Annotated in this window: 17 protein-coding genes and 1 tRNA gene; 8 read left to right on the forward strand and 10 right to left on the reverse strand. The window is 67.5% G+C overall.

Translation table 11 applies throughout. The features are described from left to right. Nucleotides 1-91 precede the first annotated feature (91 nt). Both ASE83_RS00820 and ASE83_RS00825 read left to right on the forward strand, forming a co-directional pair. Entirely contained in the window at nt 92-487 is a 396-nt protein-coding gene (locus ASE83_RS00820; protein WP_055787214.1) for a glycine zipper 2TM domain-containing protein, read from the forward strand. Between the two features lie 171 nt (nt 488-658). After that, nucleotides 659-3,163, forward strand: a complete 2,505-nt coding sequence (locus ASE83_RS00825; RefSeq protein WP_055787212.1) for a TonB-dependent receptor — start codon at nt 659-661, stop codon at nt 3,161-3,163. Between the two features lie 149 nt (nt 3,164-3,312). On the opposite strand, the gene era is transcribed toward ASE83_RS00825, so the two are convergent. Next, complete coding sequence (gene era / locus ASE83_RS00830; protein WP_055787209.1) at nt 3,313-4,215, reverse strand: GTPase Era; 903 nt, start codon at nt 4,213-4,215, stop codon at nt 3,313-3,315. Nucleotides 4,216-4,381: 166 nt separating this feature from the next. Here era and ASE83_RS00835 point away from each other — a divergent pair, with 166 nt between their 5' ends. The 5 genes from ASE83_RS00835 (at nt 4,382) to hslU (ending at nt 9,526) form a co-directional block, all read left to right on the forward strand. Beyond that, a complete protein-coding gene (locus tag ASE83_RS00835; RefSeq protein WP_055787779.1) occupies nt 4,382-5,968 on the forward strand; it encodes an alpha-N-arabinofuranosidase in 1,587 nt (528 codons plus the stop codon). Nucleotides 5,969-6,505: 537 nt separating this feature from the next. Next, nucleotides 6,506-7,057: a glycoside hydrolase family 108 protein gene (locus tag ASE83_RS00840; protein WP_055787207.1), complete on the forward strand. Its 552-nt coding sequence runs from the start codon at nt 6,506-6,508 to the stop codon at nt 7,055-7,057. A 32-nt stretch (nt 7,058-7,089) separates the two neighbouring features. After that, a complete protein-coding gene (locus ASE83_RS00845; protein ID WP_055787205.1) occupies nt 7,090-7,497 on the forward strand; it encodes a holin family protein in 408 nt (135 codons plus the stop codon). 171 nt (nt 7,498-7,668) lie between these two features. Next, nucleotides 7,669-8,220, forward strand: coding sequence for an ATP-dependent protease subunit HslV (gene hslV, locus ASE83_RS00850; RefSeq protein WP_055787203.1), 552 nt, complete (start codon nt 7,669-7,671; stop codon nt 8,218-8,220). 10 nt (nt 8,221-8,230) lie between these two features. Further along, nucleotides 8,231-9,526, forward strand: coding sequence for an ATP-dependent protease ATPase subunit HslU (hslU, locus tag ASE83_RS00855; protein ID WP_055787200.1), 1,296 nt, complete (start codon nt 8,231-8,233; stop codon nt 9,524-9,526). Nucleotides 9,527-9,676: 150 nt separating this feature from the next. On the opposite strand, the gene ASE83_RS00860 is transcribed toward hslU, so the two are convergent. From ASE83_RS00860 to ASE83_RS18735, 7 genes are all read right to left on the reverse strand, one after another. Then, nucleotides 9,677-10,072 (reverse strand): hypothetical protein, encoded by a 396-nt coding sequence (locus ASE83_RS00860; protein WP_055787196.1) that lies wholly within the window; start codon nt 10,070-10,072, stop codon nt 9,677-9,679. A gap of 20 nt (nt 10,073-10,092) precedes the next feature. After that, nucleotides 10,093-10,812 (reverse strand): hydroxyacylglutathione hydrolase, encoded by a 720-nt coding sequence (gloB, locus tag ASE83_RS00865; RefSeq protein WP_200921863.1) that lies wholly within the window; start codon nt 10,810-10,812, stop codon nt 10,093-10,095. Then, the gene (locus tag ASE83_RS00870) at nt 10,812-11,231 is read right to left on the reverse strand and encodes a VOC family protein (protein ID WP_055787773.1); all 420 of its coding nucleotides are present in this window, start codon (nt 11,229-11,231) and stop codon (nt 10,812-10,814) included. The genes gloB and ASE83_RS00870 overlap by 1 nt, the downstream gene beginning before the upstream one ends. A gap of 61 nt (nt 11,232-11,292) precedes the next feature. Further along, nucleotides 11,293-12,045, reverse strand: coding sequence for a tetratricopeptide repeat protein (locus tag ASE83_RS00875; protein WP_055787194.1), 753 nt, complete (start codon nt 12,043-12,045; stop codon nt 11,293-11,295). Then, nucleotides 12,045-12,755 carry an alpha/beta hydrolase gene (locus ASE83_RS00880; protein WP_055787772.1) on the reverse strand — a complete coding sequence of 237 codons (711 nt, stop codon included), beginning with the start codon at nt 12,753-12,755 and terminating at the stop codon, nt 12,045-12,047. The genes ASE83_RS00875 and ASE83_RS00880 overlap by 1 nt, the downstream gene beginning before the upstream one ends. Nucleotides 12,756-12,794: 39 nt before the next feature. Continuing rightward, nucleotides 12,795-13,763, reverse strand: coding sequence for a glycoside hydrolase family 5 protein (locus ASE83_RS00885; protein ID WP_055787190.1), 969 nt, complete (start codon nt 13,761-13,763; stop codon nt 12,795-12,797). A gap of 72 nt (nt 13,764-13,835) precedes the next feature. Then, a complete protein-coding gene (locus tag ASE83_RS18735) occupies nt 13,836-13,973 on the reverse strand; it encodes a hypothetical protein (RefSeq protein WP_200921853.1) in 138 nt (45 codons plus the stop codon). Between the two features lie 112 nt (nt 13,974-14,085). Between ASE83_RS18735 and ASE83_RS00890 the strand changes: the two genes are divergently transcribed. Beyond that, a tRNA-Thr gene (locus ASE83_RS00890) sits at nt 14,086-14,160 on the forward strand. A 95-nt stretch (nt 14,161-14,255) separates the two neighbouring features. Here the strand turns inward: ASE83_RS00890 and msrB are convergent. Together msrB and ASE83_RS00900 are read right to left on the reverse strand one after the other, a co-directional pair. Further along, a complete protein-coding gene (gene msrB, locus ASE83_RS00895) occupies nt 14,256-14,699 on the reverse strand; it encodes a peptide-methionine (R)-S-oxide reductase MsrB (protein ID WP_055787188.1) in 444 nt (147 codons plus the stop codon). Nucleotides 14,700-14,754: 55 nt separating this feature from the next. Further along, on the reverse strand, nt 14,755-15,465 hold the full coding sequence (locus ASE83_RS00900; protein ID WP_200921852.1) for a dienelactone hydrolase family protein: 711 nt from the start codon (nt 15,463-15,465) through the stop codon (nt 14,755-14,757). Nucleotides 15,466-15,588 lie beyond the last annotated feature (123 nt).

Here is a 15,588-nt window from a genome sequence, read left to right on the forward strand (position 1 = left end):
ACAGGCGCATTCAGTATCCGCTCAAGCGAATCGGTGCATACCCCAAATCACAGGCAGACATTCTGCCGCAAAGTTTTGAGGGAGAAGACCCATGTTCAAGAAGCTGACGCTCGCCGCTGCCGCGCTTGCCACGGTCGCTACCGCCGCCGCCCCCACCGCCGCTTCGGCGCAGAGCTGGCGCGGCGACCGCTACGAGCGGGAATATCGCGGCGACCGCTATGATCGCGGCTATCGCGACGACCGGGGCTATCGTTCGTATCGCGGCGACCGCGGCTATTATCGTGATCGCTATGCCAACACCCGTGGCGAGCGCTGCGAGAATGGCGATGGCGGCACCGTGATCGGTGCGATCGCCGGCGGCCTGCTCGGCAACACTGTTGCCGGTCGCGGCGATCGCCTGCTCGGCACCATCCTGGGCGGTGGCGTCGGTGCGGTCGCCGGACGGGCGATCGATAAGGCCGACGCGCCGCGCTACTGCCGCCGCTGACCGGTTTCCGGCGCCCCCGGTGGCGTAACGGGGTGCCGGACATGGGGTCGGTCCTTCCTGTACGGGAAGGGCCGGCCCTTTTTCATGCCCGCCGCGCCGTTGCCGTGTTTCGCCACGTTTCGGTCGAAAACCGACCCTAGCCCTGCCGTCGCAACGATCGTGGAGCGGCGGATGAGGACGGCAGTCGGGCGAACACTGGCCGGGGCCGCCGTCGTGGCGATGCCGCTGCCCGCCGCCGCGCAGGACGATGCAGAACCTCGCGGCGACGACATCATCGTCACCGGCAAGCGCCCGCCCGGCTCCGCCATCGGCGACATCGCGCCGGTCGCGGTCCTCGACGCCGCCGCGCTGCGCGCCCTGGGCGCGACCAGCATGGAACAGCTCGCCAATCTCCTCAAACCGCTGACCACTTCGGCCAGCGGCGGCGATCCGGTGTTCCTGCTGAACGGCCGCCGCATCTCCGGCTATCGCGAAATCTGGACGCTTCCGCCCGAGGCACTGGAGCGGACCGAGGTGCTGTCGGAACAGGATGCCGCCCGCTTCGGCTTTTCGCCCACCGTCCGCGTCGTCAATTTCGTCCTTAAACAGCGCTTCCGCGCGATCGTGGTCGATCAGGGAGCCGGCACCACCACCGATGGCGGCGGCGGCACCGCCCGACTGGAACTGGGGTCGACCCGCATCGCCGGCGACCGGCGCACCGTGCTCACGATCAATTACGACCGGCAGAACCGGCTGCTCGCGTCTGAGCGCCCCTATCTGCTCGACAGCGACAGTCCGTTCGACCGGATCGGCAATGTCCGCGCCATCGGCGGCGGCAGCATCGATCCCGCGCTGGATGCGCTGGCCGGCCGTGCCGTACCGGCCGCCGCAGTGCCGATCGATCCGGCCCGGCGCGGCGGGCTGGCCGACTATACCGCCGGAGCGCGCCCGACCGACCTCTCGCCGTTCCTGTCGCTGCGCAGTCGCGACGCGCTGAAGGTCGATGGCACCCATGCCATGCCGATCGGCAAGACGATGACCGCCTCGATCAACCTGACGATGGAGGCGGATCGCGGCAGCGCGCTCGCCGGGTTGCAGGCGGCGACGCTCACGCTGCCCGCCGGCACCGCCCTGCCCTTTGCCGGTCCGGTGCTGCTCGATCGCTATCTGGGCGAAGGGCCGGTGCTGACCCAGCGCAACGACAATCTGACGCTGCACGCCGCGACGACCGTGCAGGGCGGCGTCGGCCGGTGGCTGTGGAATGTCACCGGCGGATACGACCGGGTACGCGCACGGGCCGCGGTCGATCGCGGCGTCGCGCCGGATGCGTTGCAGGCGGCGGTCGATGCCGGCGCCGATCCGTTCGACCTGTCCCCCACCATCGCCGCCCGGCCGATGATCGTGACGCGCAGCCGCACCGTCACCGGTACGCTGACCGCGAAGGCGACCGCCAACGGCCCGGTCCTGCAACTGCCCGCCGGCCCGGCGCAACTGACGCTGAATGCGGACTATGCCCGGTCGGACAGCAGCGGGCGGCTGGCCGACGACGCAGGTGCCGCCAGTGACCTGACCCGAACCGTCCGGGGCGGCAGCGCCAGCCTCGACCTGCCGATCGCCTCGGCCGATCGCGCGGTGCTGTCGGCGATCGGATCGCTGTCGGCCAATGTCATGCTCGGCCTGACCGGCGTGTCGGACTATGGCACCCTCGCCAGCAGCAATGTCGCGCTCAACTGGACGCCGTGGCGGCCGGTCCAGATCACCGCGTCGATCAACACAGCGCGCACCCCGCCTGCCATCGCGACGCTGACCGCGCCGGTCGTCACCGTTCCCAACTCGCCATTTTTCGACTTCGTGACCGGGGCCAGCGCGCCGATCACGGTCACCGGCGGCGGCAATACCGACCTGCGGCCCGAGGAACGCCAGATCCGCACCCTCGGCATCGGCTGGCACCCGATCAAGGACAAGCAGCTGAACCTCAATCTCAGCTATGTCGACACGCGCATCACCGATCAGGTCGCCAATCTCGGCAGCGCGACGGCGGCGTTGCAGGCCGCCTTTCCCGAACGCTTCCTCCGCGACGATGCCGGCCGCCTGCTGCGCGCCGACATCCGCCCGGTAAACCTGTTCCGCGAGGTCGAACGCAAGCTGAAGGCCGAAGTCTCGCTGTTCACGCCGGTCGGCCCGACCCCGCCGCCGCCGGCCAAGGACGCACCCCCGCCACCCGACCGGCCGCAAATCTGGACGTTCGTCACCATGATCGCGCGACTCGACGACCGGTTGACGCTGCGACAGGGGCAGGACGAACTCGACCTGCTCGATGGCGAGACGCTCGACGGGACCGGCGGTCGCCCCCGCTATGAGCTAATGGGCAATGTCGGCGGGTCGATCGGCGCCTATCGGCTGGGCACCTATGCCAATTGGCGTCCCGCGACCCGCATCCGCAGTTCCCTTCCGACGTCCGACCTGCGCTTTTCCGGACTGGCCTTCATCGGCCTCTACGCACAGATCGAGGCGGAGAAGCTGGTGCCCCGGACGCCATGGGCAAAGCGCATGACGTTCCAGTTCGACGTCCAGAACCTGCTGAACGACCGGATCGACGTCCGCGACCGCACCGGCGCGGTGCCCTATCGCTTCCAGCCGTCGTTCCTCGATCCGTACGGTCGGATCGTGCGGCTGTCGGTGCGGAAATTGTTTTGAGTTCGCACACCATCGAACTGGACGTCACCCCAGCGAAGGCTGGGGTCTCCCGGTTGTAGCGCGTCGGCAGGAACCGCTGGAGGCCCCAGCCTTCGCTGGGGCGACGTTCCGTGGCGATGGATCAAGTCCGGGGGACGTGGCGGCTGGCGTTACTCCACCCAGTCCAGCCCGATGTCCCGGTACAGCATCCGGTCCTCTTCCCAGTTCGGCTTGACCTTCACGTGCAGGTACAGGTGCACCCGCACCCCCAGCAATTCCTGCAATTCCAGCCGCGCGGTCGCGCCGATCTCCTTGATCCGCTGTCCGCCCTTGCCCAGCACGATCGCGCGCTGCGTGTCGCGCGCGACATAGATCTGCTGATGGATCTCGACCGATCCGTCCTCGCGCTCCAGATAGCGTTCGGTGTCGACCGCGCTGGCATAGGGCAGTTCCTCGTGCAGCTGGTGGTACAGCTGCTCGCGCGTGACCTCGGCCGCCAGCATCCGGTCGGTGGCGTCGCTCACCTGGTCCTCGGGGAAATGCCACGGCCCCTCGGGCATCCGCTTCGCCAGCGCCGCCTTCATCTCCGCCAGCCCGTCGCCGGTCGTCGCGCTGACGAAGAACGTCTCCTCGAACGCCGCCATCTCGTGCAGCCGCGCGGCATGGTCCAGCAGGCGCGGCTTGTCGGCGATGTCGACCTTATTGAGAATCAGCAGCTTCGGCTCTTTCCGCTGGCTAAGCGGCTCGACGATCGCGCGGACCTTCGGCCCGATGCCGCCCTTGCCGTCGACCACCACCGCGACCGCATCCGCACCCGCCGTGCCTTCCCATGCCGCCGACACCATGGCCCGGTCCAGCCGGCGCTTCGGCTCGAAGATACCCGGCGTATCGACCAGCAGCAGCTGCGTGGTTCCCTCGATCGCGATGCCCATCAATCGGGTGCGCGTCGTCTGCGCCTTGGGACTGGTGATCGCGACCTTCTGTCCGACCAGCGCATTGACCAGCGTCGACTTGCCCGCATTCGGAGCACCAAGGACCGCGACAAGGCCGCACGACTGGGGGGAGGACGTCAAAAGATACAGACCTGTCGATGAAAAGGGACGATGCCGCCCTCTTACCCGCCCTGCCGCCCGCTGCAAAGCGTCCCGATCCGCGCTTGATCGCCGGCGATCGGATCGCTACGCATTAGTCCGACAATAATGACAGAGGGGAGCTTGTCCCATGACCGGCCAGACGACCATGCGCCATACGCTGCGCCACCGCGCCCGCGCTTTCGTGCTCGGCACCGCATCGCTGCTGATCGCGGCGACCGCGAGCGCGCAGAGCGCACCGACGCCGCAACCGGGCGAACCGGCGAAGATCACGATTCGCGGCGACCAGGCTGGTCCCACCTATGACCGGCGCATCTTCACCCAGTTCGCCGAGCATCTGGGCAACGGCATCTATGGCGGACTTTGGGTCGGCAACGACCGCAGGATTCCCAACACGCGCGGCTTCCGCAACGACGTGGTGGCGGCACTCAAGCGGCTGGGCGTGCCGGTCATCCGCTGGCCCGGCGGCTGCTTCGCCGACGAATATCACTGGCGCGAAGGAATTGGCCCGAAGGCAAAGCGGCCGGTCAAGATCAACACCAATTGGGGCGGCGTGACCGAGGATAACGCGGTCGGCACCCACGAATTCATGGACCTGACCGAACAGGTCGGCGCGGAAGCCTATATCTCGGGCAATGTCGGCAACGGTTCCCCCCGCGAAATGGCCGAGTGGGTCGAATACATGACGCAAGCGGCCGGCACGCTGGCCGACGAACGCGCGAAGAACGGGCGGAAGGCCCCGTGGAAGGTGCCCTATTTCGGCATCGGCAACGAATTGTGGGGCTGCGGCGGCAACATGCGCCCCGAATATGCGGCGGACGAAACGAAGCGCTTCGCGACCTTCATCAAGTCGCCGGAGGGCAGCCGCGTGCTGAAGATCGCGTCGGGCGCCAATTCGGAAGACTATAACTGGACCGACGTGATGATGCGCGAGGCGATCGGCCAGATCGATGCCGTCTCGCTCCATTATTACACGGTGCTCGGCGGCACCTGGCCGCCCAGGGGATCGCCGACCGACTTCGACGAATCCGCCTGGGCCGAAACGCTCGGCCGGACGTGGAAGATGGAGGAACTCATCACCCGCCATTCGGCGATGATGGACAAATACGACCCGCAGAAGCGCGTCTGGCTGGCCGTTGACGAATGGGGCACCTGGTATGCGCAGGACCCGGGCACGCATCCGGGCTTCCTGCGGCAGCAGAACACGATGCGCGACGCGCTGGTCGCCGCGATCAACCTGAACATCTTCGCCAAGCACGCCGACCGGGTAAAGATGACCGCCATCGCCCAGATGGTGAACGTGCTGCAGGCGATGATCCTGACCGACGGGCCGAAGATGGTCCTGACGCCGACCTATCACGTGTTCGAAATGTACAAGCCGTATATGGACGGCACCGTCCTGCCGATCACAGTCGCCAGCCCCTATTACTCACGCGATCAGTGGGCGATTCCGGCGGTGTCGGCCTCGGCGGTCAGGGGCAAGGACGGCGTGGTCCATATCGCGCTGTCGAACGCCGATCCCAACCGCCCCGCCCCGATCAGCGTCGCGCTGACCGGCGTGGCCGGCGCGACCGTCACCGGCCGCGTCCTGACAGCCCCGACGATGACCGCGCACAACAGCTTCGATAATCCGAACGCCGTCGTGCCGGCGACGTTCACCGGCGCGCAGGTCGCGAACGGCACGCTGACGGTCACGTTGCCGGCCAAGTCGGTGGTGATGCTCGACCTCAAATGAGGTTGCAGGGGGCGGCGTGAGGTCGCCCCCCTTCCCCTAGAGCATGATGACTTCAAGCCTACCCGTTCGTCCTGAGTAGCCCCTGAGCTTGTCGAAGGGGCGTATCGAAGGACCGCTTACCAAGTGCTTCGATACGGGTCTTCGACTTCGGTGCTGCGCACCGAAGCCTGTCCTGAGCGCCTGCCGCAGGCAGGCAGTCGAAGGACTCAGCCCCTACTCAGCACGACCGGACAGGTTTCATGTCATCAGGGTCTAACCCCCTACGCTTCCCCCTCCCCCCTTCCCCACCCCCGTTTGCTTTGAGCAGAGGTTCGAGCCTGTCGAGAACCGAAGTCGAGAAGGGGTTGCCCCAAACGATGCATTCTCGACGGACGCTTCTCGACAAGCTCGAAGCTGCTCGAACCAAACGGGTGAGTTTGCCGTGACCCAACTGCCACCACCTGCGCGGGAGTGGCCAACCCGGCGTTCTGCGCCGGCATAGCCGCTTTCCTACAAAGAACCGTTCTGGTTACTTTCTACCTCCAACAGGAGGAAGAAATGGACGCAACCACCCTGATCGACGACGTCATCGACCGCGAAGGCGGCTATGTCGACCACCCGGCCGACCGTGGCGGGCCGACCCGCTACGGCATCACGCAAAGTATCGCCCGTGCCGAGGGCTATGCCGGCCCCATGCGCGACCTGCCGCGTCAGCTCGCCGCGCGCATCTATTCCCGCCGCTACTGGCAGGCGCCGAACTTCGACCGCATCGCTAGCCGCGCCCCACGCCTCGCCGGCGAACTGTTCGACACCGGCGTCAACATGGGGCCGGCGGTGGCGGCGGGTTTTCTGCAACGCGCGCTCAATGCGCTCAACCGCCAGCAGCGCGACTGGGGCGATCTGGCCGTCGACGGCGCCATCGGTGCGCAGACGCTGCGCGCGCTCGACACCCTGCTCGCCACGCGCGGCACCGCCGCCGAAGCAGTTTTGGTCAAGGCGATCAACGCCTTGCAGGGCGAACGCTATCTCCATCTCGCCGAGACGCGCCCGGCCAACGAAGCCTTTCTCTACGGCTGGCTCGCCACGCGCGTCGATGCGCCGCGAGTGTGAACTTTGTGAACTTTGACCTTTTGGGAGGCCCCATGCTCAACACCCTGATCGCGCCGATCGCGGCGCTGCTCGACAAGCTGATCCCCGATCCCAAGGCCCGCGACGCGGCCAAGCTCGAACTGCTGAAACTCGAAGGGAGTGCCGATCTGGAGAGGGTAAAGGCGCAACTCTCGGCGATCGTCGCGGAGGCGCAGTCGACCGACCCGTGGACCTCGCGCGCCCGGCCCGGCTTCCTCTACGTCATGTATGCGCTGCTGCTGTGGGCGATCCCGATGGGGCTGATCTCGGCGGTGCAACCCGACATGGCCGCCGGCATCGCCCGCGGCATGACCGCCTATCTGCGCGGCATTCCGGAGGAACTCTACGCGCTCTTCGGCACCGGCTATCTCGGCTACACGGCGGCAAGGGCCTGGGGGAAAGCGAAGGGCGTCGAGAAATAAGATCCTCCCCGGCACGGGGAGGGGGACCATGCGGAGCATGGTGGAGGGGGCGGTCCGCGCAACGCAACGGTTCCGGATGCGGAGGTCCCCCTCCACCGTCCTGCGGACGGTCCCCCTCCCCGTGCCGGGGAGGACCTTGCGCGTTTCCCGCCTCTCCCCATATCGCGCCCCATGAGCAAAGAGACGGTGTGGCACGGCACCACGATTGTATCCGTGCGTCGCGGCGGTCGCGTGGTGATCGCGGGGGATGGGCAGGTTTCGGCCGGACAGACGGTCATGAAACCCAATGCGCGCAAGGTTCGCCCACTGGGCGATGGCAAGGTGATCGCCGGGTTCGCCGGCGCCACGGCCGACGCCTTCACCCTGTTCGAACGGCTGGAGGCGAAGCTGGAACGCCATCAGGGCCAGTTGCTGCGCGCCGCGGTCGAACTGGCCAAGGACTGGCGCACCGACAAGTTCCTGCGCAACCTCGAAGCGATGCTGATCGTCGCCGACAAGGACGTGACCCTGGTCGTCACCGGCAATGGCGACGTGCTGGAGCCGGAAGGCGGCATCGCCGCGATCGGATCGGGCGGCAATTTCGCCCTCGCCGCCGCCCGCGCGCTGTCCGACTATGAAGGCGACGCCGAAAAGGTCGCGCGCAAGGCCTTGGCCATCGCCGCCGAACTCTGCGTCTACACCAACGATCGCGTCACCCTCGAAGCGCTCGACAGCGCGAACTGACGGACATTCCATGCAAGACAGTCTGACTCCCAAGGCGATCGTCGCCGCATTGGACGCGCACATCATCGGCCAGCAGGACGCCAAGCGCGCCGTCGCGGTCGCCTTGCGCAACCGCTGGCGTCGCCAGCAGCTCTCGCCCGACCTGCGCGACGAGGTTAGCCCAAAGAACATCCTGATGATCGGCCCCACCGGCTGCGGCAAGACCGAGATCAGCCGTCGTCTCGCCAAGCTGGCGGATGCGCCGTTCGTGAAGGTCGAGGCGACCAAGTTCACCGAGGTCGGCTATGTCGGCCGCGACGTCGAACAGATCGCCCGCGACCTGGTCGAGGAAGCGATCCGGCTGGAGCGCGAACGTCGCCGCGTGGCGGTGAAGGACAAGGCGGAGGAAGCCGCCATGGCCCGCCTGCTCGACGCGCTGACCGGCAAGGGCGCCAGCGAAGCGACCCGCGAGGCATTCCGCCAGCGCTTCCGCGACGGGCATATGGACGACAAGGAAATCGAGATCGAACTCGATGCCGCCCCGCAGATGCCGTTCGAAATCCCCGGTGCCCAGCCGCAGATGCTCGACCTGTCGGCGATGATGGGCAAGGCGTTTGGGCAAGGCCAGCAGAAGCGCCGCAAGTTGACCGTCCGCGCCGCATGGGACAAGCTGGTCGAGGAAGAGGCCGACAAGCGCCTCGACCAGGACGAGGTCAGCCGCGCCGCCCTTGCCGATGCGGAGGCGAACGGCATCGTCTTCCTCGACGAGATCGACAAGATCGCGGTCAGCGACGTGCGCGGCGGATCGGTCAGCCGCGAAGGCGTGCAGCGCGATCTGCTCCCGCTGATCGAGGGGACGACCGTCGCCACCAAATACGGCCCGATGAAGACCGACCATGTCCTCTTCATCGCATCGGGCGCGTTCCATGTGGCCAAGCCCAGCGACCTGCTGCCCGAGCTACAGGGCCGCCTGCCGATCCGGGTCGAACTGAAGGGGCTGACCGAGGCCGACTTTATCGCCATCCTGTCGGATACCAAGGCGTCGCTGCCGGCCCAGTATCGCGCGCTGCTGGCGACCGAATCGGTCGACGTGACCTTCACCGACGACGGCATCGCCGCCGTCGCCCGCATCGCGGCGGAGGTGAATGCGGAGGTCGAGAATATCGGCGCGCGGCGGTTGCAGACGGTGATGGAAAAGCTGCTGGAGGAAGTCAGCTTCGATGCCGAGGACCGTGCGGGCAGCGCGGTGACGATCGACGCCGCCTATGTCGACAAGCAACTGGCCAGCATCGCGCGGAATACGGACTTGAGCCGCTACGTCCTGTAACCGCCCTAAACCCATCCCGTTCGTGCTGAGTAGGGACTGAGCTTGTCGAAGGCCCGTATCGAAGCACCCGCGACGGTCCTTCGATACGCCACTTCGACAAGCTCAGCGGCTACTCAGGACGAACGGTTGGGGGCGACCAACGGCCGCCCCTCACCCCACCTTGTCATACGGCACGAACTCGCCGAACGTGCAGTCGCCCGACGGGATCTGCGACCCGCGATCCACCAGCCGGAACCGGTCGTTGCGGCACACCTGCGCCCCGTACAGGATCGACACCACGATCTGGTCGTCGCGCAGGAACGGGCAGCGGTCGCGCACCTGGGTCCGCCACAGGCGCTTGCCGGTCTGGCGATAGATCAGCGAATCGCCCACCACCTGCGGCCCGTCGATGAAGCCGGTCGGGATGCAGTTGTCGGGCTTGCCCGCAACGCGCCCCTCCAGCATCTTCGCCAGCTCCCGGTCGCCCTTCGCCTGCGTTTCCGCCACCTGCTGCGGGGTCGCACAGGCGCCCAGCAACAGCGCCGCCGTCCAAGCCCATCGTTTCATCGCGCCTCTCCTCTTGTCGATCAGAACGCATCCTTGGCCGCGCGGTGCCGTGCCAGTTCGTCGGCCGACCCCGCCCGCAGGAACGGGTTGGTCGCCAGCTCCGCGCCGATCGTCGTCGGCACGGTCGGCTCGCCCTTCTCGCGCAACGCCTCCACTGCCGCCATCCGCTCGACGATGGCCGCATTGTCCGGCTCGGCGACCAGCGCATAGCGGCCGTTCGACAGGGTATATTCGTGCCCGCAATAGACCCGCGTATCGGCCGGCAGTTCGGCATAGCGCCGCATATTGCCGTACATCTCCGCCGCCGTCCCTTCGAACAGCCGGCCGCAGCCCATGGCGAACAGCGTGTCGCCGCTGAACAGCACGGCTTCGTCGGCAAAGTGGAACGCGACATGGCCGGCGGTGTGGCCCGGCACCGCCCACACGGTGGCCTGATGGTCGCCGACCGACAGCATCGCCCCCTCGCCCACGCCATTGTCCATATCGGCGATCTTGCCGCGCTCCGCCTCCGGCCCGGTCACCGTGGCACCGGTGGCCGCCTTGATCGCCGCATTGCCGCCGACATGGTCGGGATGCCAGTGGGTGTTCCAGATCGCGGTGATCGTCCAGCCGCGTGTCGCGGCGGCGTCCAGCACCGGCTGCGCGGCACCCGGATCGACCGCCACCGTCTCCCCGCTGGCGTCGTCATGCAGCAGCCAGGCATAGTTGTCGGACAGGACCGGAATCTGGACGATCTCCATCACCACGTCCCCGTGTTCGGCATCGATGCCCACGGTTCGGCGGGGGGCAGCGATCCGTCCTGCAACAGCTCGATCGAGATGCCGTCCGGCGTTTTCACGAACGCCATATGCCCGTCGCGCGGCGGGCGGTTGATCGTGACGCTCGCGTCCAGCAACCGCTGGCAGGTGGCGTAGATGTCGTCGACCCGGAACGCCAGATGGCCGAAATTGCGCCCGCCGGCATAGGGTTCTGGGTCCCAATTATGGGTCAGCTCGACCTCGGCCACCCCCTCCTGCCCCGGCGCAGCGAGGAAGATCAGGGTGAATCGACCCTTCTCATTCTCCATGCGGCGGACTTCGCTCAGGCCCAGCATGTCGAAAAAGGCGATGGTCGCGTCCGGGTCGGTCACCCGGATCATGGTGTGGAGATAGCGGGTCATCGACGGCTCCCAGTGCGTTGACCCGGCATATCGGGTCGGCATCGGGACACCGCAACCGCCATCAGGCGGGCGGGAGCGTATCGAGCGCCGCGTCCGCCGCCTTGGCCTGCGCGCTGTCGGGGGACAGGCGCTGCACCGCCTCGAACGCGGCGCGAGCGCCCTTGGTATCGCCCAAAAGGCCGGCGATATTGCCCGCCTCCATCTGCACCGACGCATCGTCGGGCGAGCGGCGCAACGCTTCGGCGATGTCCGCCTTCGCACGCGGCAGGTCGCCCATCCGCCGCGCCAGCGTCGCCGACAACAGCCAGACCAGCGGATCGGCCGGCGCATCCTTCACCGCACGGTCGAGATCGCCGCGCGCACCGGGCAGGTCGCCACCGGCAACCCGCACCCGCGCCCGGTCGAGCTGCGCCTCGCCCCGCGCCAGCCCGGTCAGCGATCCGCTCGCCAGCGCCGCGTCCAGCGCCGTCCCCGCCGCGATCGTATCGCCATCGGCCAGCCGGGCATTGCCCGCCTGCGCCCAGTAATTCGCCGCGCGGGCGTCCTTCGCCACTTCCGCCTCGCGCGCGGCCTGTTCGAACGCCTCGGCCGCGGCGGTCCAGCGCTGGCGCGTGGCATAGCTCATCCCCAGGCATTGCCGCGCGAGGAACCCGCCGCCGACCAGCCGCCATTGCCCCGCGATCTTTTCGGCCTGTTCGGGCGCGGTCGTCGCCGCATCGACGCAGGCATCGTAGCGCGCCTCGGGCGTGGCCCCGGCGGGCAGTTGCGGCCCGGCGGCGGCTTGCAGTGCCAGGAACAGCAGCGGAGACAGCATCAACCCAGAACATCCTCGATAGCGCGCAGGATCAGCGCGATGTCGCCGTCCCGCGACAGGCGATGGTCGCCATCCTTGACCAACCAAGTCTGCACATCGGCTGAACGGATACGCGAGGCGAGGTGGACGGTGCGCTCCCACGGCACATCGGCGTCGCGCTGTCCCTGCACCAGCCGCACGGGTACATCGATCGGCAGTTCGGCGTGCATCACCCGGTTCGCCTCCCCCGACGACCAGAAGGCACGGGTGAACACGGTCGGCGTATCGGCATAGGGCGACGGCCGCTCGATCTTCCCTTGCGTCAACAGCGCCATCTTCTCGGCCTGCGAAAACCCCCAGTCGGTGAAGTCGGGTGCCGGCGCGATGCCGACCAGCCCGGCGATCCGATCGGGCCGGGCGCGCGCAGCCAGCAGCGCGATCCACCCGCCCATCGACGATCCGACCGGCACCACCGGCCCCTCGATCGCGTCGTCGATCATCGCCAGCGCGTCGTCGACCCAGCCGGCCAGCGTCTGTTCCTCAAACACACCGGGGCTTTCGCCGCATCCGGCATAGTCGAACCGCAGGAACGCCCGCCCCCGCTCGCGCGCCCAAGCCTCGATCGCCAGCGCCTTGGTCCCGCTCATGTCGGACGCATAGCCCGGCAGGAACAGGATCGTCGGGCCGGTGCCGGCGGTGTGGCGATAGGCGAGCGGGCGGGAATCGGTCATGCCCTGATCCATGCCATGCGACCGGGAGCAACGATAGAGTCAGCGCGTCATCCGGGTATGCGCCCGTACCAGCCTCCCCGATTCGGTCAGGTCCGCCTCATTCCACCCCGACAGGGCCTGCGTCGTGGGCTTCAGGATCGCCGATGCCTCGTCCTTGTTCGCGACCGACCAGTTCAGATTGCTGATGCCGTGCTTCGCGCACCAGTCCCACCAGGTCCGCGTCTCTTCCGCGTCGATCGGCGCGTCGCCATTGGCGGCGGTCGTGCCATATTCGGTGACGAACAGCGCGATCCCGCGCTGCATCGCTGTCTCTGCCTTCGCGCGCAAAGCGGCCTTATGCGTCGCGGCATAGAAATGCAGCGTATAGGCGACGTTGGCGAACGGCAGCGGATCGGCCGCCGCTTCGTCGACATCCTGCGACCAGCTGCGCGTGCCCGCGACCACGAACGCGTCCGGATCGATCGCCCGGATCGCACCGATCACCCGGATATGATAGGGCTTCAGCACCGTTGCCCAGCCATGTTCGGGCAGCGGTTCGTTATAGGTTTCGTAGATCAGGTTCGGCACCCCGCGATATCTGGTCGCGATGTGGGTGAAGAAGCGCACCGCATCGTCGGGGCGCGGTTGGTGCGCGTGCCAGTCGACCACGACATAGATGCCCTGCGCGATCGCCGCGTCGATCACCGTCTCGGCACGCTTCGTTTCCACTGCGGGCTGCGTATCATAGCCGCCGGACTGCGCACCGATCGCGGCGCGCACCGCCGTCACCCGCCAGTCGCGCACCAGCCATGCGACAGTCGCCGGGTCATAATAGCGCGGCTGCCACTGGCTCCAGAACAGCGACATGCCGCGCACGGCATAGGGCCGGCCCTGCGCATCGACGACCCGGTTGCCCTTCACCGCCAGCCGGCCATGCACCGCCACCGGCGATCCGGCGGGCGCCGCCGGCGCGGCCCAGGCCACCGGTCCCAACAGCAACGCGACCAGCAACAGCCACCAGCGACGCATCCACCCTCTCCCATCTTTTTCTAGCGGAAGGGTGTCGGTTGCCGTCAACGCTGTCAACAACGGGGCGAAGGATCACTCCCCGGCGGGTTCGACGGCCCCATGTTCGGCCGGCCGGCCGATCGCAGCCTCGGCCCGCGCCTGATCCTTGCGCCGACGCAGATTCTGTCGCAGCGCCTGTGCCAGCCGTGCCTTGCGTTCCGCTTCGCTCATCGTGACTTTCTACGCATTTCACTGCCAATATGGCAACGGTCGCTTGACATCCCCCCCAATGCCTGCACATAGGCCCCTCCCGCCGCCGAGGGGTTTTCCCCCGGCTCGGAGTGCTGCCGTAGCTCAGTGGTAGAGCGCATCCTTGGTAAGGCTGAGGTCGTGAGTTCAATCCTCACCGGCAGCACCATTTTCTCAAGTCATCCCGCACAATAGTCCACCCCTGCGGGGGATCGGTTGCGGTCTGCGGTGGCGCCACGCTTTGCAAAACGCGGGGCGACACCCTTATCCCTCGACCTGATCGAGATAGTCGCCATAGCCCTCCACCTCCATCGCCTCGCGCGGGACGAAGCGCAGCGCCGCCGAATTGATGCAGTAGCGAAGACCCCCGCGGTCACGCGGACCGTCCGGAAAAACATGGCCCAGATGGCTGTCGCCCCCGGCCGAGCGGACTTCGGTGCGGAGCATGCCGTGCGTCGTGTCGCGCAGTTCGGCGACATGGGCCGGCTCGATCGGTTTGGTGAAGCTCGGCCAGCCGCAATGCGAATCGAACTTGTCTGCCGACGCGAACAGCGGTTCACCCGACACGATGTCGACATAGATGCCGGCGCGCTTCTCGTGCAGATATTCACCGGTGCCCGGCCGTTCGGTCCCGCTCTGCTGCGTCACATAGAATTGTTCGGGCGTGAGGCGGGCCAGCGCCTCTTCGGTCTTGCGATAGTCGGTCATCGTTCGTTCCTTTGCTGCCGGTTAGATGGGGCGGGCGCCGCCCCACGCAACCGGATCAGAACAGCTCGGCCAGGAACGCGGTCACCGATTCCCACGACCGGCGATCGGCATCGGCGTCATAGGCCATGCCCTTGTCCAGGGCGGCGGCGTGCGTGTTGGTGAAGGCGTGCATCGCCCGGCCGTGCGCGTGCAGCTGCCAGTCGGCATCGCGCGCGGCCATCTCCCCGGCAAAGGCCAGCACCTTGTCCGGCGCGGCCAGCGGATCGCGCCAGCCATGTTCGACCAGTACCTTGGCGGCGATCGGCCCGTCCGGTGCCAGATCGTTGCCGTCGAGCATCCCGTGCAGGCTGACCACCCCCAACACGCCGTCCGCGCCACCGCGCGCCAGGTCGAGGGCGCACAGCCCGCCGAAGCAATAGCCGATCACCGCGATCCGCGACGCATCGACCCGGTCGAGCGGGGCGGCAAAGGCCACCGCTGCCCGCACCCGTTGCAACAGCGCCGCGCGGTTGGACAGGAAGGGGCCGATCAGATGGCTGTTGTCGCCCGAGGGATCGCCCTTCACGTCCTTGCCGAACATGTCCATCGCGATGCCGACAAAGCCGAGTTCCGCCAGCCGCTCGGCGGTCTTATGTTCGCCCTCGCCGCGACCCGCCCATTGATGGACGATCAGCACCGCCGGTGCCTGTCCCTCGCCTTCCGGAAAGGCCACACCGGCCTGCAACAGGGTGTCCGCGTCGCGATAGTCGAAAAGCTCGATCGTCATCATTTGCTCCGTGTCAGGGTTGCGCGCAGAACGGCCGATGCCCGGCAGGGGTTGCGCCACCCCACGCCCCCTCCGTACCATGCCCGTCCATCGCGACGGCATGAGCGCGACCGTGGGAGCAGG

Origin of the sequence: Sphingomonas sp. Leaf32 (genome assembly GCF_001421765.1) — a bacterium.
Lineage (GTDB): Bacteria > Pseudomonadota > Alphaproteobacteria > Sphingomonadales > Sphingomonadaceae > Sphingomonas.

What these genes read in the sequence shown, in the direction of transcription:
- ASE83_RS00845 (WP_055787205.1), top strand. Translation starts at nt 7,090, where the DNA reads ATGCTCAACACCCTGATCGCGCCGATCGCGGCGCTGCTCGACAAGCTG.
- ASE83_RS00860 (WP_055787196.1), bottom strand. Translation starts at nt 10,072, where the DNA reads ATGAAACGATGGGCTTGGACGGCGGCGCTGTTGCTGGGCGCCTGTGCG.
- ASE83_RS00880 (WP_055787772.1), bottom strand. Translation starts at nt 12,755, where the DNA reads ATGACCGATTCCCGCCCGCTCGCCTATCGCCACACCGCCGGCACCGGC.
- ASE83_RS00825 (WP_055787212.1), top strand. Translation starts at nt 659, where the DNA reads ATGAGGACGGCAGTCGGGCGAACACTGGCCGGGGCCGCCGTCGTGGCG.
- gloB (WP_200921863.1), bottom strand. Translation starts at nt 10,812, where the DNA reads ATGGAGATCGTCCAGATTCCGGTCCTGTCCGACAACTATGCCTGGCTG.
- ASE83_RS00870 (WP_055787773.1), bottom strand. Translation starts at nt 11,231, where the DNA reads ATGACCCGCTATCTCCACACCATGATCCGGGTGACCGACCCGGACGCG.
- ASE83_RS00835 (WP_055787779.1), top strand. Translation starts at nt 4,382, where the DNA reads ATGCGCCATACGCTGCGCCACCGCGCCCGCGCTTTCGTGCTCGGCACC.
- ASE83_RS00885 (WP_055787190.1), bottom strand. Translation starts at nt 13,763, where the DNA reads ATGCGTCGCTGGTGGCTGTTGCTGGTCGCGTTGCTGTTGGGACCGGTG.
- hslV (WP_055787203.1), top strand. Translation starts at nt 7,669, where the DNA reads ATGAGCAAAGAGACGGTGTGGCACGGCACCACGATTGTATCCGTGCGT.
- ASE83_RS00820 (WP_055787214.1), top strand. Translation starts at nt 92, where the DNA reads ATGTTCAAGAAGCTGACGCTCGCCGCTGCCGCGCTTGCCACGGTCGCT.
- msrB (WP_055787188.1), bottom strand. Translation starts at nt 14,699, where the DNA reads ATGACCGACTATCGCAAGACCGAAGAGGCGCTGGCCCGCCTCACGCCC.
- ASE83_RS00875 (WP_055787194.1), bottom strand. Translation starts at nt 12,045, where the DNA reads ATGCTGTCTCCGCTGCTGTTCCTGGCACTGCAAGCCGCCGCCGGGCCG.
- ASE83_RS00840 (WP_055787207.1), top strand. Translation starts at nt 6,506, where the DNA reads ATGGACGCAACCACCCTGATCGACGACGTCATCGACCGCGAAGGCGGC.
- ASE83_RS18735 (WP_200921853.1), bottom strand. Translation starts at nt 13,973, where the DNA reads ATGAGCGAAGCGGAACGCAAGGCACGGCTGGCACAGGCGCTGCGACAG.
- hslU (WP_055787200.1), top strand. Translation starts at nt 8,231, where the DNA reads ATGCAAGACAGTCTGACTCCCAAGGCGATCGTCGCCGCATTGGACGCG.
- ASE83_RS00900 (WP_200921852.1), bottom strand. Translation starts at nt 15,465, where the DNA reads ATGACGATCGAGCTTTTCGACTATCGCGACGCGGACACCCTGTTGCAG.